17 protein-coding genes and 2 pseudogenes are annotated in these 20,266 nt (G+C 41.9%); 7 read left to right on the top strand and 12 right to left on the bottom strand.

The features are described 5' to 3' along the window. The first annotated feature begins 60 nt into the window (after positions 1–60). Entirely contained in the window at positions 61–795 is a 735-nt protein-coding gene (locus tag M3O96_RS09480) for a J domain-containing protein (RefSeq protein ID WP_249720107.1), read from the top strand. 1 nt (position 796) lies between these two features. Here M3O96_RS09480 and M3O96_RS09475 read toward each other — a convergent pair whose 3' ends face one another. From M3O96_RS09475 to M3O96_RS09430, 10 genes are all read right to left on the bottom strand, one after another. Next, complete coding sequence (locus M3O96_RS09475) at positions 797–3,118, bottom strand: TonB-dependent receptor domain-containing protein (RefSeq protein ID WP_249720197.1); 2,322 nt, start codon at positions 3,116–3,118, stop codon at positions 797–799. Between the two features lie 286 nt (positions 3,119–3,404). Then, positions 3,405–5,363, bottom strand: coding sequence for an amylosucrase (locus M3O96_RS09470; RefSeq protein WP_249720106.1), 1,959 nt, complete (start codon positions 5,361–5,363; stop codon positions 3,405–3,407). A gap of 52 nt (positions 5,364–5,415) precedes the next feature. After that, complete coding sequence (locus M3O96_RS09465) at positions 5,416–6,897, bottom strand: MFS transporter (RefSeq protein WP_249720105.1); 1,482 nt, start codon at positions 6,895–6,897, stop codon at positions 5,416–5,418. A gap of 276 nt (positions 6,898–7,173) precedes the next feature. Further along, entirely contained in the window at positions 7,174–7,593 is a 420-nt protein-coding gene (locus tag M3O96_RS09460) for a GNAT family N-acetyltransferase (RefSeq protein ID WP_249720104.1), read from the bottom strand. A 10-nt stretch (positions 7,594–7,603) separates the two neighbouring features. Beyond that, positions 7,604–8,362 (bottom strand): malonate transporter subunit MadM, encoded by a 759-nt coding sequence (gene madM / locus M3O96_RS09455; protein ID WP_249720103.1) that lies wholly within the window; start codon positions 8,360–8,362, stop codon positions 7,604–7,606. A 1-nt stretch (position 8,363) separates the two neighbouring features. Continuing rightward, a complete protein-coding gene (madL, locus tag M3O96_RS09450; RefSeq protein ID WP_249720102.1) occupies positions 8,364–8,726 on the bottom strand; it encodes a malonate transporter subunit MadL in 363 nt (120 codons plus the stop codon). 9 nt (positions 8,727–8,735) lie between these two features. Then, positions 8,736–10,211 (bottom strand): acyl-CoA synthetase, encoded by a 1,476-nt coding sequence (locus M3O96_RS09445; protein ID WP_249720101.1) that lies wholly within the window; start codon positions 10,209–10,211, stop codon positions 8,736–8,738. Positions 10,212–10,597: 386 nt separating this feature from the next. After that, positions 10,598–11,581, bottom strand: a complete 984-nt coding sequence (locus tag M3O96_RS09440) for a virulence RhuM family protein (RefSeq protein ID WP_249720100.1) — start codon at positions 11,579–11,581, stop codon at positions 10,598–10,600. Positions 11,582–11,940: 359 nt separating this feature from the next. Further along, the gene (locus M3O96_RS09435) at positions 11,941–13,575 is read right to left on the bottom strand and encodes a Gfo/Idh/MocA family protein (RefSeq protein WP_249720099.1); all 1,635 of its coding nucleotides are present in this window, start codon (positions 13,573–13,575) and stop codon (positions 11,941–11,943) included. Between the two features lie 5 nt (positions 13,576–13,580). Continuing rightward, a complete protein-coding gene (locus M3O96_RS09430) occupies positions 13,581–14,075 on the bottom strand; it encodes a DoxX family membrane protein (protein WP_249720098.1) in 495 nt (164 codons plus the stop codon). A gap of 236 nt (positions 14,076–14,311) precedes the next feature. Here M3O96_RS09430 and M3O96_RS09425 point away from each other — a divergent pair, with 236 nt between their 5' ends. The 6 genes and pseudogenes from M3O96_RS09425 (at position 14,312) to M3O96_RS09405 (ending at position 17,705) form a co-directional block, all read left to right on the top strand. Then, positions 14,312–14,818: a hypothetical protein gene (locus M3O96_RS09425; RefSeq protein WP_249720097.1), complete on the top strand. Its 507-nt coding sequence runs from the start codon at positions 14,312–14,314 to the stop codon at positions 14,816–14,818. A 116-nt stretch (positions 14,819–14,934) separates the two neighbouring features. Beyond that, positions 14,935–15,309, top strand: coding sequence for a BlaI/MecI/CopY family transcriptional regulator (locus M3O96_RS09420; RefSeq protein ID WP_249720096.1), 375 nt, complete (start codon positions 14,935–14,937; stop codon positions 15,307–15,309). Continuing rightward, positions 15,306–16,055, top strand: a pseudogene (locus M3O96_RS22115) (M56 family metallopeptidase); the annotation flags it as partial. The gene M3O96_RS09420 and the pseudogene M3O96_RS22115, both read left to right, overlap by 4 nt. Before the next feature lie 201 nt (positions 16,056–16,256). Continuing rightward, positions 16,257–16,580 (top strand): annotated as a pseudogene (locus M3O96_RS22110) (energy transducer TonB); the annotation flags it as partial. Positions 16,581–16,642: 62 nt separating this feature from the next. Then, complete coding sequence (locus M3O96_RS09410) at positions 16,643–17,137, top strand: energy transducer TonB (RefSeq protein ID WP_249720094.1); 495 nt, start codon at positions 16,643–16,645, stop codon at positions 17,135–17,137. 70 nt (positions 17,138–17,207) lie between these two features. Next, entirely contained in the window at positions 17,208–17,705 is a 498-nt protein-coding gene (locus tag M3O96_RS09405) for an energy transducer TonB (protein WP_249720093.1), read from the top strand. A gap of 206 nt (positions 17,706–17,911) precedes the next feature. Here M3O96_RS09405 and M3O96_RS09400 read toward each other — a convergent pair whose 3' ends face one another. Beyond that, on the bottom strand, positions 17,912–19,747 hold the full coding sequence (locus tag M3O96_RS09400) for a M64 family metallopeptidase (protein WP_249720092.1): 1,836 nt from the start codon (positions 19,745–19,747) through the stop codon (positions 17,912–17,914). Next, positions 19,744–20,250, bottom strand: coding sequence for a hypothetical protein (locus tag M3O96_RS09395; protein WP_249720091.1), 507 nt, complete (start codon positions 20,248–20,250; stop codon positions 19,744–19,746). Before M3O96_RS09395 ends, M3O96_RS09400 begins: the two co-directional genes overlap by 4 nt. Positions 20,251–20,266 lie beyond the last annotated feature (16 nt).

Raw genomic sequence — 20,266 nt, 5'->3', positions numbered from 1 at the left:
AAAAAAAATCCCAAATTCCCGAAAACCAAGCCTCAACTATTCTTAATTTATAAAGAAATCATGGGTGATTTAATCAAAAAAAATTCGGCGTCAAAAGACGGTTCGATCCAAAAACTTAATGATGATATTTCCCAATTAGAAGAAAAGATTAGTAGAATTGGAGAAGAAATAAATAACTATGAAAATTCCATCCGACTCAAATTGAATTCCCTCATTTTCCGCCTGACTGTGTTGAACGAAAAAATGAAAGAGAAACAAAAATTGAAAAAAGCGAAGCGACTCGAACAAAAAAAGCGAGGGAAAAATTACAAAGAACCGGTTCAATTGATACCCTCAAAACCAGGATATAAGTCTGTTCAAGAGGTCAATGCAGGAGAAGGGCAGGAACTGAAGCGTCTTTACAAGGAAGCTGTCGTTCAGGTCCACCCCGACAAACTTGGTCCGGGTGGAGAAGAAGATGCAATCAAGACGGCTACTGACCTCACCGCACAGCTAAATGGAATATATAAAAATGGTGATCTGGAAGCATTGCTAAATTTTTACCAAAACATCGTCCTAGCGCATCCTACTTTCGAAAACCGGACAATTGACTTGCCTTCCGTAGATCCTAAAATCAGGATGGCAGCATTGCTTTCCAAAAAAGAGAACTTGGCCAAACAACTTCAAAAATTAGAAAGTAATTACCTCTACCATGTCCTTCAAACTTATGAAAATCCGCTGATTTTTATCGATGAACTGGAATTCCAGTTTAAGGAAAAAATCGGGAAACTGGAAAAAAGGACAAGAAAATTTTGACTTACTTAATTCTGTAATTTAGAGTCAAATTGACCTGTCTGACCACATTTTGGAAATCTCCAGTTGTGACAAATCCTGTTCCCTCAACGATGTACCTGTCTCTTCTAGAATTAAAAATGTCCGCCACAGTCAGAATAAGTTTTCCCTTTCCTTTCAATACGTCCTTGCTGCCCGACAAATCCATAAAAAAGATGGATTTTCTAACTCCTTGAGCAGTTTTTTGTCTTGCCTGATAATTTGCCCTCAATTGGATATCATATCCTTTTCCAAAAATAAAACGTGAATTTTGCCTAGCGTACCACGAGTAAGTCGTCGCTACAAAATCATCCTGAATATTGCTTCCATCTATCTTGGCATGGAAAAAGTTGAAATTGACATCTGCTTTCCACCAAGAAAATAAGGCGTAATCTGTTGTGAACTCAATCCCATAAGCCAATTCTGAATTCAGGTTTTCTGTGATGGTGACTGCATTTCCTTGGTTATCGACTGTCCTGATCCTGTCGATTTTGTCTTTGGTATCCCGGTAATAAATTGTGGAAAAAAGAGATCCTTTCTCAAAATATTTGATGTGTCCAAGCTCAAAAGCGTCGGTAAATTCCGGCTCTAGGTCAGGATTGCCACTGAAGAAGTTCCTCGCATCCGAAAACGTCACAAATGGACTCAGGTCATTATAGACAGGTCTTCTCACTCTCCTGCTGTAGCTAATCTGCATTGCGTTTTCCTTATTGACATTGTAAGTCAGGTGCGCGGAGGGGAATAAATTGATATAATTCCTCGGGTTGACTTCATTGGTTTTGACCAAAGTTGTCGTCACATCCGTCAATTCCGCACGCAAACCTCCTTGGTAGCTAAATTTGTTAGACTTATTTCCGAGAATGCCGTACAGGGCATGGATATTTTCTTCGTAAAGAAAGATGTTATCCAGCCATGGAATGGGGAAAAAATCACCGTTTTCATTTTGCTCCTCCACAATAAAGTCATTCTCCATATTCCTAAAACTGCTTCTCAATCCGGTTTCAAATTTTCCTCCACCCGTGCCAATTGGTTTGGTGTAATCGATCTGGATAAGGTATTGCTTTTCAAACTCATCATTGATCGAAGTCTGCACCAAGGATTGGCTTGGGTCCATAATCCCTTCAGGGGAGAAAGTTTCCTCGGTAAACAGTTGATCAGAATTTTCCCAATAATCCAAGTAGGTAAAGGCCGCAACAAACTCATGTCCTTTCTGCTCAAAGGAGCGCTTGTAGCTCACAATAATCTCCGAATTGGGCTCCATTTCGGTCTCATCCTGCCTTCTTTTGCTGTAGCTCTGGAGATTGTCTTTAGAAAAAATGTAATCGTCATACCTGATATCGGTGATCCTATGCGCATCACTTCTTCTCCATAGATACGAACCTGTCAAAATGCTTTTTTCATTGAAATAGTAATCCAATCCCGCCCGGATATTGTTATTCAGACTATTGACTACACCTGAGGTGGATTGGTCAGAAATAAAAAGGGTATCTCCCCCAAACGCTTCCTGAAATAATGTTCCATTACGAAGCTGTCGCCTTTTAGCCAAGCCATAATTGACAAACCAATTAATTTTTTTATGTCTATAATTCAGATTGGCAGCCAATCCAATATTGAGAGGATCGCCCACTGTAGCTTCAAAAGACCCATTAAAGCCTTGGTTGTTGTCTTTCTTCAAAATAATATTGATCACCCCGGCCATCCCTTCGGCCTCATACTTTGCGGAGGGATTGGTGATGACTTCGACGCTTTCGACCATGCTCGCCGGCAGTTGCTGCAGTCCGCGGCTGCCTTTGAAGCTGACCAAACCTGAAGGCTTCCCATCGATCAGGATCCTCACATTTCCCGATCCTCTCAGGCTGACATTTCCTTCCGTATCTACCGACACCGAAGGCAGGTTCATCAATATATCAGCAGTCGTCCTTCCGGCATTGGCAAGGTCCTGTCCGACGTTGAATACCCTTTTGTCCAAGGCAAGTTCCATAAAAGCCTTCTCACCTTCCACCACCACCTCCGACAGATTGCTCATGGTCGGACTGAGTTGGAGAGATGCAAAACGGTAAACCGGCTGCTCTTTGGAAACCTCAAATTCAGGACTTTTGAAAGGCTCAAAACCCATAAATTCGACCAAAGCATAGTAAGTTCCAAAAGGAATGTCGATGCTGAACTCCCCTTTTTCATCCGTGATATTTCCTTCGACAAGCTGCTCGGGGCTTTTATAGATGGCTACTGTGGCAAAAGAAAGTGGATTTCCTGAATTGGAATCAGTGATTTTTCCTGTCACTTTTCCCTTGCCTCCCTGCTGCGCCATGAGCAAAGGGGAGATAAAAAGTAAAACCGGAAGTAGAAAAACTGCCACAACCTTGCTCAGGTTTTTGGTCAAATTCAGGTGCGGGTTCAAAGTAAGCAAAATTAGGTTTTTCAAATAGGCTTGAAATGAATGAGAAAAATATTCTCTTATATCATTTATCAGCAATGTATTATTTTAAAAAACCTGAAGGTATTGATTTTTGATCAGTGGAATTTTTCAGACCTCCTTACAGATATTCCTTACATTTAATCAAATATATCCTCCAAAAAACCTATTTGACATTATCCTAAACCTGAGTAATTGGCTCCAATAAACAAAACTGGTAAGGTTCGAGCCAAAGGTATTCATGATCAGGACCAACCTTGATTTCTTTTTGTGACCAATGATCGAACAGTGATTCGGGTGACTCTCCTTTTTCCCTAAATGCAAACCAAGTCAGATTTTGGTATTTGTCACTGAAATTGAAAACCCCATAAAATGATTTTCCTTCAAAAGTCCTTATAAAAGCGGCGATGTGGGTGTTGTGCGGAGATATCCATGTCAGGTTTTTGTAATCTCCTATCATAGGCAGTTTCTTTCGGATCTTGATCAGGGCCTGCATTTGCGAGAAAATCCTGTTTTCGATCGTTCCTTCCACCTTTCTCTTATTTGCTTTTTCCCAATCGATCAATGGCCGATGCAGCCACCTGTTGTCGTAGCTTTTTCCGGGATCGTCACTGAACTTGTAATCATTGGTGTAACCGATTTCATCCCCATAGTACAACATCGGCAAGCCACCAAGAAATAGAGAATGCGCCTGCATGAGGATGATTTTTTGGATGGAAAGGTCTTGCCCGTAAGAATCATTTTCATATAGTGATTTTTCAAGGCCACACAAAGAAGCCAAGGTTCCGCTGATTCTGGCATCGCCTGTTTTAGGATTAGAAGAAAATAAAGCTCCCCGAGCAGGACTGCCGGGGAGGTTTCCGGAATAATAATCCATCAAATACCTGCGGTGCCTGAAGGGTGATTTACCGGTCATTTCAATCATATAATCTTCATAACCCATCCCGATATCATCGTGGCATCGGGTATAAGAAATCCAAGAGGTACCAAAGGGCTTTTCCAAAATCGCATGTTGGGCGGCAAGCATCACATCTGTTTCGCCGGTGGCAAGCATATCCCACTGCACCGCCATATGGGTGGCATTGTAGGCAAAATCACATTCTTTTGCTGTATAATCTCCTGTTCCAAAATACTTGACAATCTCCTTTGGCGCTACAATCGCTTCTCCCAATATCGCCATTCCGGGAGCGGCCACGAGGACACATTCCTTGATCAACTGAAGTAGCGTATGTACCTGAGGAAGATTCTGCGAAGTAGTCCCTGTTTGCTTCCAGATAAATGCCGGCGCGTCTACCCGCAGCACATCTACGCCGAGGTTGGCATAAAACAGCACTTTGTCCAACATATCCCTAAAGACTAAAGGATTCATGTAATTGAGGTCCCACTGGTAATTGTGGAATACCGTCATGACCCATTTTTGGCATTCCTCCACATAGGTAAAATTGCCGGGTGCAGCTTCGGGAAAAATCTCAGGCATTTTCTCCTCGTATTGATTTGGAATCCACCTGTTTTCAAACATGTAAAAGAAATCCTGGTAATAGGAATCTCCCGCTTTGGCTTTTTCGGCCCATTCATGCCTGTGGGAAGTATGGTTGAGGACAATGTCCAACATCATGTACATTCCTTTTCGCTGCATTTCTTTTCTCAACCCAATCAAATCTTCAAGGCTACCAAACTTTTTGTCCACCTTTCGAAAATCCGAAACAGCATATCCGCCATCACTTTCCCCTTCAGGACTTTCAAAAATCGGCATCAGGTGCAGGAAGTTTACTCCTAGTTCTTCCAGATAGGGAAGTTTGGTTTTAAGCAGCGGCAGATTCCCCGCAAAACGGTCTACATAGAGACTCATACCGACAAGTTCATTGCTCAAAAACCAATGACCTTTCTTGGCTTTTTCTTCATCCCTTTTGCGCAGGTCTTTTTCCCGGGATTGATAGGCACGGACTAGAGTCGCTATCAATTGCTCAAAGAGTTCATCCTTTTTGGGATGGGTACTGTAAATCTGATAGTATAAGTGGGTGATCGAAGCCATTCCGGCATTCAGCCGCGTGATAAAAGCTTTGTCTTTGATGGATAATTCAAGCTTGTTGGCAGAAAGAATATTGCGGATGAAGTCTGTCAATGAATGGTCTGAGGCCATGGAAAACGGTATTTTTTTCTTTTTGAATTAAAATTAAACAACAGCACGAATATCAATGTCCGCCTCCCATCGGGGCTGATGCGGTATCGATATCATGGGTTTCTTTGATTCTCAATGTGGCCAATGCTGCCAAAAGCAACAACGCCCCGGCAAAAGTAATGGCAAACCCGGGATCGTTGCTGAGGATATATTTGGATATAAATCCAAAACTCAAGGTCTGTAGAATCATCGGAATCACGATCATCATATTGATAATCCCCATGTAGACACCATATCTTTCTTTGGGGATTTCATTGACCACGAGCAGGTAAGGGATACCCATCATACTCGCCCAAGCGACACCAAATCCGGTCATAGGAACGAGCAGGGCATATTTATTTTCGATATGGGGAAATGCAAGCAAACCAAGTCCCGCCAGAATCAGGCAGATGAAATGGACTTTGCGGGGACCAAATTTTTTGGCTACCCCGACTAGTGCGAATGCGGACATAAAGGTCACGACATTATACCAGCCATTGACGAGTCCGGTCCATCCTACTGCTTCTTCAAACAGCTTCATATCCTCCGCAGGGGAAGTTTTCCAGACTGATTGGGCGATACTTTTGGCGGCATTCTGCCAATAGACAAAAAGCGCATACCATTGGAAAAGGTAGACCACGGCAAGCTTCCACATCACTGATGGCATGTCTACGACTGAGTGGATGATTTCCAGATTTTCGCCGAAAACGATGCGGGAATATTTATTTTTCTCCATCGAGGTAATCAGACGAGGAATCAAAGTCCTGTCAAAAATCGAAGGAATCAAAAGCAAGGCAAAGAGAACATACACCAACAATGCGGTAAACACCGAAAGGAAAAACTGGATAACAGGATTTGGTAAACCCTTATTTTTCTCATTCAAGACAGCTAACTCCTCCTTACTCGGTGGAATCTCGGGGGTTTTGTAGATACTCCATCCCACAGAGGTTATGGAACAAATCGATCCCAAGAAAAAGGAAGCATACACCCAAACAGGCAGCGACCCGGCCGTACCGGGAATGTACATCTGAAAAATAAAGAGGGAAATATTGGCGAGGGTTATCCCCAGTCCGGTAAAGAAACTTTGGGACAAAAAACCTGTGGCATATTGTTCTTCGGGAAGTTTGTCAGCAATCAAGGCACGGTAAGGTTCCATCGCCGTATTGTTGGCCGCATCCAATACCCAAAGTAAGCCAGCCGCCATCCAAAGCGAACTGCTGAATGGATACAGAAAGAGACAGATGCTACAAAAAACTGCGCCTATGAAGAAGAAGGGTTTTCTCCTGCCAAACCTTGGGCTCCATGTCCTGTCACTCAAAGCGCCAATGATAGGTTGGATCAGCAATCCCGTCATCGGCCCGGCGAGATTCAAGATCGGGATTTCATGCGGTTGTGCGCCAAGCATGTCATAAATCGGGTTGACTGCACTCTGCTGCAGGCCGAAGCTATATTGAATGCCAAAAAAACCGACATTCATATTGATGATCTGTTGAAAGGAAAGCCGTGGTTTGCTCATGCAGGGAAGGTTGATTGGGTGAGGTAAATTCTGATTTTGTCTAAAATGGAGAAAACTCATTTTGGGAATTCTAAAATAGAAAAATATTCTTCTAAAAATTCAACACTTACCAATCGATGAATTGGCCCAATGGCCCCCAAACGGCATATTTTGATGGAAAAATGGGTTCAAATCTTGATTTTCACCCGATCTATAACGGTTGCGGAAAAAGAATGGCAATCCAGTTTTTTTTGGTAAAAAAAATTAAAAATCGGCGAAAATTTTTTCGGAATAATATCAAAAACCTTGCTTTTCAAAAACTCTTTCCATCACCACATATTCCATCCCTTCTTTTTCGAAAGCGGCTGCGGTGGTATTCATTCCGAATTTTTGATAAAAACCTGCTTTTGAAATCCTTGCATTGCACCAGATTCGGCTTACTTTTTTTTCCTCCAAAAAATCAAAAATGTATTGGAGAAGTCTCGAACCATATCCCTTTCCCTGATACTGCTCCAAGGTGGCAAACTTCCTGAATTGGGCTTCCTGCCCGTGGATAAAAACCGAAACCACCGAAATCAGATTTCCCTCTGCAAACAATCCAAAATGAATCCCTTGTTCATCTTCCGAAACTCGGACAAAATCAATGTGCTTATCAGGCCACATGACTTGTTGGCGGATCGGGAGAATTTGGTCAAGAGAAACTTCTTTGATTGTCATCTTTTTTTCATCAAAAAATCATTTCCAACAAAATATAGAACAGCGAAGGGCAGATCAGGCATCCCAAGCCCGTGTAGAAAGTCGCAGTCACCGCGCCATAAGGCACCAACTTAGGATCTGTTGCAGCCAATCCGGCAGCCACTCCACTAGATGTTCCCATCAATCCTCCAAATGCCATGGCGGATTCCGGACTGTTCAGGCCTATCTTTTTGGCAGCAATTGGCGTAATGACGGTCACCGCAATGGTCTTGACCACGCCCGCGGCAATACTCAGCGCAATCACCTCCGAACTTGCCCCCACCGCCGCACCGGTCACCGGACCCACGATGTAGGTACAAGCACCAGCCCCGATCGTGCAAAGACTCGCCGCATCCCGATATCCCCAAGCATAGGCAAGCAAAACTCCCATCAAAAAGAAAAGGCCTATTCCAAAAAACAAAGAAATCATTCCCAACAAACCCGCCTTCCGTACCAAGTAAAAACTTGCCCCTAATGCCGTGGCGACAATCGCAAAATCCCGGAACATGGCGCCACCCAAAATCCCAACTCCTTTGAAAATAGCAATGTCTGCCAATCCCTTTTCTCCTCCAGTAAATACCCCGCCCACATACCCGAGTACCAAGCCCAAGAAAATGGCAATTGCCGATCCCGGTATTTTGGAGTTCAATACCTTTTTGGAAAAAAGCTCGGACAAAGCCACAATGATCCCGATCACCAAAAAGCCTACAATCAGACTGTTTTTCTCTACCAAGTTCAGGAATATCTCCATCTCAGTTTTTATGAAAATTTTTGAGGATCAATGGAAAAATAAAAAATGAAACCACCACCGGAACTGCCCCAGCCACAATGGCCAAAGTACCTGTCGAAACCGCCGATTTGACATTGAGACTCGCCGCCATGGCAATGACTACAGGGATATACATTTTGTTCCAAAAGTCGATGCCCAAATCGATATCAGGACTCATCCAACTGTTTTTGATAAACCATTCTTTCAAAACCATCAAGATGATCATCGCAAACCCTACTCCCCCTACATTGGCATTAATCCCGAGCAGACTTCCAAAAAACTCACCCAACCACTGCCCGATCAGATAGGAAAGTGCCAAAAGGGCGACTCCGTAAATTATTTTCATATTTTCAGGTTAAAACAGCTTTTTCAATTCATTTTTGGTGACTTTCCCCATCGCATTGCGAGGTAAATCCTCCACCACGAGGTACTTTCTTGGCGTTTTGTAGGCCGGCATTCTTTCCCTCATCCAGATATTCAGCACATTGACATCTACTTCCAATTCTGTTACCAAAGCCGCCCCTACCAATTCCCCCCATTCCTCATCGGGGATCCCGATCACGCCACAGTCCTTGATGCCCGGATATTTCCTGAGGACTTCCTCGATTTCCAAAGCTGAGATTTTGTATCCTCCGGATTTGATGATGTCCACCGAATCCCTTCCGAGGATCTTGAAATAGCCGTCGTCTACTACAGCGATATCGCCCGTTTTGAACCAACCGTCTGATGTAAATGCTTTTGCTGTGGCTTCAGGTTTTCCCCAATATTCCTTGAATACATTGCCGCCCCTGACCTGGATTTCTCCCGGTTGGTCCGATGGAATTATCCTATCAGCCTCATCGCAAAGTCTCACCTCAACTCCCTTGAGTGGCATTCCAATATATCCTGCCCGTCGAGCACCTTCATAAGGATTGCTGATGGCCATGCCGATTTCGGTCATGCCGTACCTTTCGAGCAGGTAATGTCCGGAGATGCCGTGCCACTTTTCCATCACCGATACAGGGAGCGCCGCCGAACCCGACACCATCAACCTGAATTTTTTCAAGCTCTCCGAAACCTTCTTTTGCTCGGTCTCAGGGAGGTTTTCAAAGTGCGCAATCAACTTGAAATAAATGGTGGGAACCGCCATAAAAACGTTGACCTTGCCGTCATTGAAAATTTCAAAAACCTTGTTTGCTTCAAAACTGGGTAAAAACTCTACCGTCGCTCCTGACCAAAGTGCACAGGAATTGACGTTGATAATGCCGTGAACATGATGTAGGGGCAGAATCGAAAGGGTGTAATCCGTAGAACTCCATTGCCAGGCCTCTACCAAGGTACTGACCTGTGCTTCGATATTGGCGTGGGTGGTCAGGACTCCTTTGGGCAGACTTGTCGTCCCACTTGTGTAGAGAATCATCGCGCCTCTATGGTTTTCTATTTCCGGCAATTCACCTGATTCATTCTGTGATAAACCTGACATCCTGATAAACCGGAGGTTCGGTGTCATAGAAAAGGGCGACAGGATTTCTTCATATTCCGGACCGCAAATGATCATTTCGGCGACAGTATTTTCCACCACATATTGGAGGGAAGGAAAAGGATAAGTGACACAAAGCGGTACCGCTATGCCTCCTGCCCGCCATATTCCCCATTGTACCGCCGCATAATCAAAGCCCGGTGCTATCATGAAGGCAATCCGCATTTGGCCAAGGTCCTCTTTTCCTTGCAGGAGATTTAGAGCGATTACCTTACTCCTGTCCAAAAGGTTTCGGTATGAATATGAATCAGTTTGATCCACGATGGCGCATCGATCATCATATCGGAAAGCGTTTTCAATTAATTGGAGCATCGGAGACTGTTTTGGCTTGTTGAAATTAAGGGGAAATTTAATCGAAAGTTGGGAATGGGTATAAAAAATGGTCTGAGTCTGAAGAAGCGATCGTTTAATTGATTAAACTATTCGACTTAGGAATATCTATGCTTGCCTTGCATAGCATCTCTACCTTAAAAAATGCTTTGCCATAATGAATGTCCACTTCTTTATTCAGAAAAACCCTATTTCTGTCAAATAAGGAAGTTAATTCCTAAGACTGTCCCTTCACAGCTGTATTTATTCCCTCAAAATCTAAATTTACTCCCTCATGACTATGACTTTCTCTAGGAGAGATTTATTCAAAAAATATTGCGTAACCATTTCAATGGGACTCATTAACCCTAGATATTGAAATATAATCCTTATGGTTTTAGCTTTTTTATCTCTCTATCAAAATCACTTTCATAGTTCTGATCTTGAACAACCCTAAATTTATCATATTCCCCTTCTGCCTTAAGCTTCGCCTCAAGCATGGATACTTTTCCTTTATCTCTTAAAATGGGATAATTGGAAAGTTCTAAAAACCTATCCAGAAAGGATGTCCATTGCAACATATTAAAGGCAATCCCTCTTTGTGCATTGTTTTCTGCCAAGTCTAAATAGGCCGAAACGATCCTATTCAACTCTGCAATATGCTGGTATGCAAGGTAATTTTTGGCAACTACCACATCACTTTTTATTATTTTCCCTTCAGGAGCAGCTTTCCAAGTTTTCAAACCCATATATAGCTTAGTTGCATCTGCTTCGGTATAAATAATTTCGGCAGCAGTTTTCCCGGTAATAGCCCAATGTAACTTGTTTTGAACAGCCGCAAAAAAGTCTTTGGTCTGTTGGCTTTCTTTGTCATAATCAGTGCTCAAGGTATACAAGTCGGTGATTTTTTGGTAAAATCTGCGTTCACTGGCTCTGATTTCGCGAATTCGTTCCAGTAATTCATCAAAAAAATCCTGCCCAAAGTTCTTGCCTTGCTTGAGCCTTTCATCATCTAACAAAAATCCTTTAACGATAAACTCATTGAGGGTTTGGGTGGCCCATTTCCGGAAATCGGTAGCCTGTATGGAATTCACACGATATCCAACTGCCAAGATTGCCTCAAGCCGATAAAATTTGGTGGAATATGTTTTACTATCTGAGGCAGTTATTTCCAAAATGGAAACAACTGAATCAACATCCAATTCTTTTGTATCAAATATATTTTTAAGGTGCTTGCTCACGGCAGGTACATTTACAGCAAACATTTCTGCCATGGCTTTTTGCGTCAACCAAAAACTCCCATTTTGAAAATAAACAGACACGTTTACTTTATGATCTTCGGTATGGTATAGAAGTAAGTCTCTAGCTTTCATTATTTTTCATTACATGATCAATCACTTTCTAATATACGCTTCAATATCGCTTAACTTCTCCTAAAATCTAGATCAAATCACATTCATTTCAGTTCTCTGGCCTTTTTAGAAATCTTTCCATTTCCTTACAATACTAACTCTCATTTTCCATCTTATCCAAAATTTTAACAAAGCCAAACTTTGTAATTTCCACTTTAATTATTGAGCCTAGCACATGATTTTTTTTTTGAAATGATTAGCCTAAAATAAACCTAATTTTTCTTAAACTAAAAATTTTATACCCTTTGGGTTGAAGGGCATCTCATAAAAAAAGGGTTGCCATTTCTGACAACCCATCAAATTTTTAATCTATCAATCCTTTATTTTAGTGAAAGAAAGACATCATCATTGTTAACGAGAATTTCATCAAGGTTTTCACCAGGTAGGGCGATGATCTGTTCATTCTCGGCATCCCATTCTATTCTTCTACCAATTTTGTAAGAAAGTCCACCCATATGTGCTGTGATGGCTTCTTCAAATCCCTCCGTGATCCCACAACTTGGATTGCCGCCATTCCGGATACAACTCATCCACTCTCTGAGGTGAAGGAATGTGGAGTCTACCCTTTTGCCATCCCTGTAGGTCCAAAGTAATCCTTTGTTGGCAAAATACTTGGCTGTGGCGGAGGTGACTGCATCTACGCCATTGGCACTTGGGTCATATTGGTAAATCGGCACAGATGGATCGATCCTGTTTTCTTTGATCAGGTCTTTGTATTTGGTGGATCTTGGATCCGCGTAGATCGTGACCATATTGCCCAAATCCATCGAGGCATCATGGCCCATAAGCATTGTTCCCCTTTCAAACTGATTGCCCAAGGTAGCACTGTAGACCAAGGTCATGCCTTTTTCTTTACCCGGAGGTTGACTGGTACCGGTGCTGAATTCAGGAAAATCCATATTGATCTGCATCACATCAGGAACATTTCTTCCATCCCTGTGGGTGTAAATTCCTCCCGATCCAGTGATGTATTTGGGAATTCCCATTTTCAAAACACAATTGATCCTATCATAGTCATGGGTCAATAAATCTCCTGACAAACCTGAACCATAAGCCCACCATTTTCTCCATCTGAAAAAATGCTCGGCATTGAATGGGATTTGTGGAGCGGTACCCAAGAAGGCATTCCAATCGACTGTTTCGGGTGAAGCGTCCGGGTGGATGTCATATTGCCATGCGCCGTTATCATCATTTCTATTTGTAGTGGTAGTTACCAAAGACACATGGCCTAAGGTATTTTTGGCAATGGCATCCTGCGCAGTCAAAAAACTTTGGGTTTGGCGATGCTGGTGACCGACCGCAAATTTGATGTCAGGATTTTTTCGGCAAGCCTCTCTCAGGTCATAGGTCTCCTGAATGGTATGGGTCATCGGTTTTTCCAGGTAAACATGCAGGCCTGCCTCAATTGCGGCAAGGGCCATAGGAGCATGCCAATGATCGGGTGTAGCAATGATGATGGCATCTACCTCTCCACTGTTGATCAACTCCAAGTGTGTGGCGTACCGCTTGCAGGGATTTTCTTTGGTATTGAATGACCTGAGTGCTTTTTCTGCCCGAAAATCAAACACATCGCAGATGGCCGTCAATTTCACATTGAGGCTTTCTTGGGCTTGGAATTCCGCTAAGCGTTTATCGTCTGGATTTTCTGCGGAGGATTTGACCATGTCATCGATCCATTCTGTAGTCGCAAAACCCAGAGACCGCATCAGTTGCTCTCCCCTAATCCCAAAACCAATCAGACCAACCCGAAGGGGTTCACCGGTCATAGGGCCGGAGGCAGGCGGTGCGGATGCTTTGATATTAAGGGTTTCGAGCAAGAGATTACGCTCACTCAATGCCTTTTCATTGGACCTGAAACCTGCTGCCCATACTGCGCCAAAGATCGGAACACCTCCGAGTATTTTGAGCCACTCCCTTCGGGAAAAGCCTTTGAATAAATTCTTGTCAGTTGCCATGTGCTTCAGTTTATTGGGTTAGTGGATATGGTCTTCTGTTTGGCAAAGAGCCTAGCCAGACCAAATGAATATTGGGTGGGAAATAAATAGATCACAAAGAGTCCGGCTGCCTCAATGAGGTTTTTGTTGACAAGCCAATAGCTCCCTTCACTTGGACCTTGGGGATATCCTGGAAAAGGTGGATGAGCAAAATAGTAAAGCAACAAAAGTCCAATACCAATGATGCTGGCCCAATTGGTTTTGAACCCGATAATCAGGCAAAATCCGACAAGAAGCAGCGCACCGATATTGAGCGTATCTATGACAGGGATGATGGCATCGCTTGCCATCCACCTAAAAAATGATTCCATGTAAGTCGCACTGAGCAAGTAACCTTTTGCAGTCCAAGATGGACTATATAATTTAATGACACCTTCGTACAAAAAGTGCCAACCGATAAGCAAGCGGAGCAGCACCAAGCTGCCTGTTTGCAATGAGGTAAATCTGGGAGATTGATCCATAAGTTTTTTGTTAAATGATGCACGATATTACTACAATCAGCTCCAAAAAAACATGACATAAATCAATCCAAAACATGATGTATATCTCTCTGTATCACAAGAGGTTCCCAATTCCTACAGCCCGGAGAAACAAAAAAACAATCTCTTGACAGCTTAAATACCATGACTCAAATTCATCTTTTTATCCGATCTTTGGAATAACTAATCGGGTAATCTCAAATTCCATATCAAAAAATATGAGGACTTCTGTATTCTTTAATTTCATCCTGATATTCATTCTGATCTCTTGTTCAAAAACCCCACAACAAGAAATCCTATACGGCAAAAAGACTTTGGTGGGCAGCGACAAGGATCCAAATGGCTGCATCGGTTCGGCAGGATACACTTGGTCAGAGGCAAAAAAAGATTGTATTCGGATATTTGAGTCAGGAACATCATTTGTCACTTATGATGCCGCTACCGGGGTTATGGATTCCACCAAGGTGGCCTATGTGGTCCTAGCAGATGACAAGTCACAGGCGGAGGTTTTTTATGGAGGAACAGACAAACCAATTCTTTTGGAGGCAGTTGCTGTCATGGAAGGAGAAACCATGCCAAAGCTTTTTGAAAACAACATAGAATTGGTTGACTTGATATATTACAGAGATTCATACATACTCAGATATCAGGAAAAGCCCACCCATATGCAGGCTTGGTCAGCTGATTCCGGATTGGGAAAGGAACTTTTTAATACTGGAAATTAAGAGCCATCCGGTCAGACTAAAACCCTGAAACACTTTAATCTGAAGTATTTATATATTTTTCGTAGAATTACGAATTTTTCGTAGGAAGTCTAAAAACTTTCTTTTACTTTTATTTTATGGAAACATTGACAAAATACGAAGAGGGGCTGATGCGGATTTTTTGGAAGCTGAAGCGTGCCCTAGTAAGGGATGTATTGAATGAATTGCCCGAACCCAAGCCTCCCTACACGACACTCGCCTCCAATATCAAGCTCCTGGAGAAAAAAGGATTTCTCGACCACAAGTCTTATGGCAAAATCCTTGAGTATTTTCCTACCATTTCCCAATCCGAATACCGCAAAAACAGCTTCAATGAATTGGTTGAGGACTATTTTGAAGGCTCGGTGGAGAATGTTTTGTCTTTTATGGTCAAGGAAAAAGGGTTATCTGAAAAAGATATGGAAGAACTTCAAAAATTGATTGACAACATGGGTAACACTTCTCAGCCATGACAACACTATTCAACTACCTCCTGGAAGGCAGCATTATCCTGCTTTTGCTATATGCCTTCTATGTTGCATTTCTTTCCAAACTTACGTTTTTTGGGTGGAACAGGGCCTTTCTTTTGGGTTCCTTGGGTTCGGCATTGGTACTTCCGCTACTTTCCTTTGAACTCAATCAAACTTCATTGACCGGATTAAATCCGGAAGTATTTACCTATTATTTACCGGAATTTGCTTTGACTCCTGCAGAAGGGATTTCGGAAAAATCCATTTTGATTTATGCGGCTATAATCCTCTATGTCGCAGGATTTCTTTGGGCAGCAACCCGGTTGGCAACCGGGATTTTCAAAACTTTCAGTTTGATCAGGTCCTCTGAAAAATTCAGCCACAATGGATTGACCATCGTCGTCAATCCAAAATTTCCACCTTCCTCCTTCTTTAGCTATATCCTTTTGCCGGAATATCAGGAAGGAAATAAAGCCCAAGAATTGATCATTCTCCACGAATCGGAGCATGCCTCTAAACTCCACACCCTGGATCTGATTTTCATGCAGGTAAGCAAAGCGATTTTCTGGTTTCATCCGCTTATCAAAGCCTTTGAATCCTGTATCCATGAAGTCCATGAATTCCAGGCAGACACCAAAGTGACCACTTTTCATCCCAAAAAGGAATATGCACAATTGCTCTTTAACCTGACAGTAACCAAAAAAGAACAGCAGTTTGTGAACAACTTCAACCAGTTTCAACTCAAAAAAAGGATCCTCATGATGAATGCAAACAAATCAGGTTTGATCCACAAAGGGAGATTTTTGTTGGCATTGCCACTTTTGGGAGTAATGGTTTTTGTTTTTGCCTGCGACAAAACAACCGAGAATTCCTTTTCCGAAAACATGGATATCCCGATGACAATGGAATTTGCCCCACTAATAAATAATGATCCAATTGCTGAAATTTTAAGTGCAGATGAAGTTTTCGATGTCGTGGAAGAGTCACCGGAGTTTCCTGGAGGAATGGAAGCATGGAATGATTTCTTAAGTAAAAACCTCAAATATCCTAAGCAGGCCCGAAGTATGGGAATTGAAGGGACTGTCTACGCCGTGTTTGAAATCCGAACCGATGGCAGTGTCCACAATATTGAATTGTTAAGAGGAATCGGGGCTGGCTGCGATGAGGAAGCGATGCGAGTGATAGCAGCTTCTCCAAACTGGATTCCCGGAAAACAAAAAGGAAGATTGGTCAACGTCAGGATGAGGTTACCGCTCAGGTTCAAATTGGGTTAAATCCTTATCGAAAAAGCATACCAGATATTCAAAATAAATCAACCATATAAACTAACCACAAGATGAAAGCAAACAATTCAACCCCAAATTACAAAAGCAGGCCTCTCACTGTCCTCCCTCTTATGGGACTGATGATCGTATTTTTATCCTGTGACTTTCAAGGATACGACGAGAAAGTAGTACTGGAAAATGGCGAGGTGACAAGCAAGACCATAGAAACCAATGAAATTTTTGATGTAGTGGAAGACTCCCCGGAATTTCCAGGTGGCATGGAAGCTTGGGTAGAATTCTTGGGAAAAAACCTCAAATATCCTGAACAAGCCAGAGAAATGGGAATCGAAGGCACGGTGTATGTCGTCTTTGAAATCAGGAAAGATGGTTCTATCAAAAATGCCGAGTTGCTCAGAGGTATCGGAGCTGGTTGTGACGAGGAAGCACTACGCATCATCCAAAGATCGCCAAACTGGACTCCCGGCAAACAGCACGGACATATCGTCAATGTCAGGATGAGGGTTCCGATCAAGTTCAAACTTGGGGACAAAGAGGTAATCGCTTAAAGTCCATAAACCATTTCAATAAATCACCTCATAACAAAATCTATTTCAAGCAATCAAACACCTTCCCTAAATGAAAACCAGCGCATCAAAATCAAAAAGTACAAACAATTTTCTGTTGGCCATCATTCTATTGTCCATGATGGTATTTGTTATCTCCTGCAAAAGCTCCAAAGATTCCGGTTTTTCAAAAACCATGGACATTCCGATGGGGGAGAATTCCCCACAAAGTTCATCCGATGAAGTCTTTGATGTGGTGGATGAAGTTCCCGAATTTCCAGGTGGGATCGAAGCTTGGGGCAACTTCATGAAAGACAATCTCAAGTATCCAACCTTGGCCAAAGACAAAGGGATTGAAGGGACAGTGTACATCACTTTTATTATCAATAAAGATGGTTCAGTGAGTGATGCGGAGATTTTGAGAGGAATCGGGGGAGGCTGTGACGAAGAAGCGCTGAGGGTTGTCAATGCCTCACCAAATTGGAAACCGGGAAAGAAAGACGGTAAAATAGTCAAAACCCGGATGAGGCTACCTGTTCAATATGCTCTTGGCAAAAAGGATAAATCCTGATCCAAATTCGCATAGTTAGATAACATTCGATGAACTTTGCCAAAGTTCAAATTGAACCTCCACAGATTTTCTTGGTTTGTTCCAACTTTGGAAAAGCTTTCACAACTCAACAACTATCTTGAGGCATCCATAAGTGCAGCTGATCATTTTGTGATACACTTACAAGGCCTGCATTTCAATTATACTAACTCGCAAATAGCCAAACCTCATTTTGCCAATGTAAAACGTAGAACGGTAAGCTTCTTACCATTATCTAACCGGACAAAGTATTGACCCGAAGGTAAATGGCCAATATCCAATGAGATACGTTTACCTGATTTTTCAAAATCAAGCCATTCATTGATAAGCCTACCTTGGCTGTCCAAGACCTGAATAGATTGAAGTAGGGGATCAATGGTTTTAACATATTCGATTTGAATCAATTCTTTTGCAGGATTGGGATAAAGTTTGACAGTACCAAAATCATTTTCTCCATCTGAAGCAGAAAGGATTATATCCACTTTGACTTTTATTTCCAATACACTTGTATTGCCACTTTGATCTCTAACAGTAAGTAAAACGGAGTTATCCCCTTTATCACCCAACCCAAATTTTGTTTTGGAAAGAGTCATAGATTGAATCGAACAATTGTCAAAAGTACCCTTGTCGACATCCTCTAGTGTTAAGGTTGCGAAACCGTCACGGTCCAGCTGAATTTCAATGTCATATGCTACTATCTCTGGAGGAAAATTATCTACAATAGTGACCTCCACTTCGGCGGAGGCTTCATTACCACTTGTGTCAATAGCTTTGAAAATCACGGTGTTTACTCCGATGTCACCACAGTCAAAATTTGATTTGGAAATTTCCAATCTATCCAAACCAACATTGTCGAAAGTCCCATCATCCACAGAGTCAGGAACAACTACTGCAATTCCCTCACTATCCAATTCTATTTCTATATTTTTAACTTTGACTATTGGTGGAACTTCATCAACCCCATCTGGAATCACTTTGATGAATCCGACCCTTGAAATCATATTTTCCCCTTTTTCATTTTTGACCTTTAGGCTTACCTGATAAATCCCTCCTTCTTTATAGATAATTTCAGGGTTTTGATCGGTACTACTTGCGGGAGAACCTCCTTCAAAAGTCCATTCCCAAGAAATTGGATCGAAGGAAGACAAATCTATGAAATTGACTTTCTCATTGACTTTTATTTCAAGTTTATTGGCTCCAAAAAATGCTATTGGAATGCTTGGTTCAGGTTGAGTAGACAAAAGTTGGAGTTTGGTTTTAATTTCATGTGAACAGACATCACAAAACGATGGTCCAAGAAATCGCATTTTACAGTTTTGGTGTGGTCTGTGCCAAGTCGGGGATTCTGAATGGGGATATATCCCTATCCCATTCTTATTTAGGAAGTTCTTCCATTTGATAGTCCCAGGTTTTGTATCTTTTGTCATGTTGGCCTGCTCCCTTGCATAATCGCTACCGGCCCAATATTCATCTGCTAGATTGACAAATGAATGTCCCAATTCATGGATCATTATTTCAGTAGCTGCCTGATTGGTCGAAAATACCGCAAATGTTCCTCCAGATCCTCCGTATTTGTCGTCATTGACCACCAATACACCTATATCAAAAAAAGGTGTGTTGGACATCAAAACATTTACTATTTTACTATTTCTCCATGGCATCAACAACCTTTCAATATTATAAGACCAATATGAACTCCCAAAATAATTGTCGATTAGGTTATTGGGATCCATGGAAGCCCCACGTACTTTGGATACCACTTTTATGGCAAATACATTTATCTTGTTTCTATAACTTTTCCAAGGCTCTTGATTAAGCTTTTCCTGCATAGCCTTCGTGGCATCCAAAATAAATTTCTCTTGATCAACATCAGTATAGCCGTCACCTAATATTACAATATTGGTAACTTCTGTTGGGGGTCCGCTGTAATGGATGATTTCTATGGGCATATTCTGCCCAAGTATTTCTAATACCAAAAAATTAAGCAAACAAGCAGCTAAGACATATTTTTTACAAGTTCTCATAAAGGTTTATGAAAATCCCTAATTATCTTTAATTCCAAAATTTTATCTGCGGTGAATTTTTCAATTTTCAAATGCTTAAAACAGTCATCGACTTGAACCCTGATAAAAAACTCAGCACTGTCAAGAGAAATTGTTTTGGCCTTTAGGGTTGAGAAGTCATCGGTTTCTGAGTATTCCACCCTTTTAATCAATGGGTTTGGGACTATGGTTTTGGAACATACCATGTTGGTCTCACTCAAAAACGAAATGATCAAATCCCCATCTCCAGGTTCACCAATTTCTTCCATTGCCCCTCTCAACCTTCCGGGGTTTCTTAAGTAATTGACGACTTTTACCGAATCCCTTGAATCCATTGAAAAATTCACCATAAGGATTTCGGGTGTATTTTCCACAATCATTATTTCTGATTCATTTTCATCATTCACTTGCTCTTTTGCCGTTTTGCATCCTGCCAAGAATATTAACCCGCAAACTACAAAGACAAAAAATTTCTTATTTCTCATACATGTTAAATCAAAT

The sequence above is a fragment of the Aquiflexum sp. TKW24L genome (genome assembly GCF_023502205.1).
Lineage (GTDB): Bacteria > Bacteroidota > Bacteroidia > Cytophagales > Cyclobacteriaceae > Cognataquiflexum.
This window is presented reverse-complemented; position numbering and strand designations above follow the sequence as displayed.

What these genes read in the sequence shown, in the direction of transcription:
- M3O96_RS09475 (WP_249720197.1), bottom strand. Translation starts at nt 3,118, where the DNA reads ATGGCGCAGCAGGGAGGCAAGGGAAAAGTGACAGGAAAAATCACTGAT.
- M3O96_RS09430 (WP_249720098.1), bottom strand. Translation starts at nt 14,075, where the DNA reads ATGGATCAATCTCCCAGATTTACCTCATTGCAAACAGGCAGCTTGGTG.
- M3O96_RS09465 (WP_249720105.1), bottom strand. Translation starts at nt 6,897, where the DNA reads ATGAGCAAACCACGGCTTTCCTTTCAACAGATCATCAATATGAATGTC.
- M3O96_RS09395 (WP_249720091.1), bottom strand. Translation starts at nt 20,250, where the DNA reads ATGAGAAATAAGAAATTTTTTGTCTTTGTAGTTTGCGGGTTAATATTC.
- M3O96_RS09400 (WP_249720092.1), bottom strand. Translation starts at nt 19,747, where the DNA reads ATGAGAACTTGTAAAAAATATGTCTTAGCTGCTTGTTTGCTTAATTTT.
- M3O96_RS09410 (WP_249720094.1), top strand. Translation starts at nt 16,643, where the DNA reads ATGAAAGCAAACAATTCAACCCCAAATTACAAAAGCAGGCCTCTCACT.
- M3O96_RS09470 (WP_249720106.1), bottom strand. Translation starts at nt 5,363, where the DNA reads ATGGCCTCAGACCATTCATTGACAGACTTCATCCGCAATATTCTTTCT.
- M3O96_RS09460 (WP_249720104.1), bottom strand. Translation starts at nt 7,593, where the DNA reads ATGACAATCAAAGAAGTTTCTCTTGACCAAATTCTCCCGATCCGCCAA.
- M3O96_RS09480 (WP_249720107.1), top strand. Translation starts at nt 61, where the DNA reads ATGGGTGATTTAATCAAAAAAAATTCGGCGTCAAAAGACGGTTCGATC.
- M3O96_RS09440 (WP_249720100.1), bottom strand. Translation starts at nt 11,581, where the DNA reads ATGAAAGCTAGAGACTTACTTCTATACCATACCGAAGATCATAAAGTA.
- M3O96_RS09425 (WP_249720097.1), top strand. Translation starts at nt 14,312, where the DNA reads ATGAGGACTTCTGTATTCTTTAATTTCATCCTGATATTCATTCTGATC.
- M3O96_RS09445 (WP_249720101.1), bottom strand. Translation starts at nt 10,211, where the DNA reads ATGCTCCAATTAATTGAAAACGCTTTCCGATATGATGATCGATGCGCC.
- madM (WP_249720103.1), bottom strand. Translation starts at nt 8,362, where the DNA reads ATGGAGATATTCCTGAACTTGGTAGAGAAAAACAGTCTGATTGTAGGC.
- M3O96_RS09420 (WP_249720096.1), top strand. Translation starts at nt 14,935, where the DNA reads ATGGAAACATTGACAAAATACGAAGAGGGGCTGATGCGGATTTTTTGG.
- M3O96_RS09405 (WP_249720093.1), top strand. Translation starts at nt 17,208, where the DNA reads ATGAAAACCAGCGCATCAAAATCAAAAAGTACAAACAATTTTCTGTTG.
- M3O96_RS09435 (WP_249720099.1), bottom strand. Translation starts at nt 13,575, where the DNA reads ATGGCAACTGACAAGAATTTATTCAAAGGCTTTTCCCGAAGGGAGTGG.
- madL (WP_249720102.1), bottom strand. Translation starts at nt 8,726, where the DNA reads ATGAAAATAATTTACGGAGTCGCCCTTTTGGCACTTTCCTATCTGATC.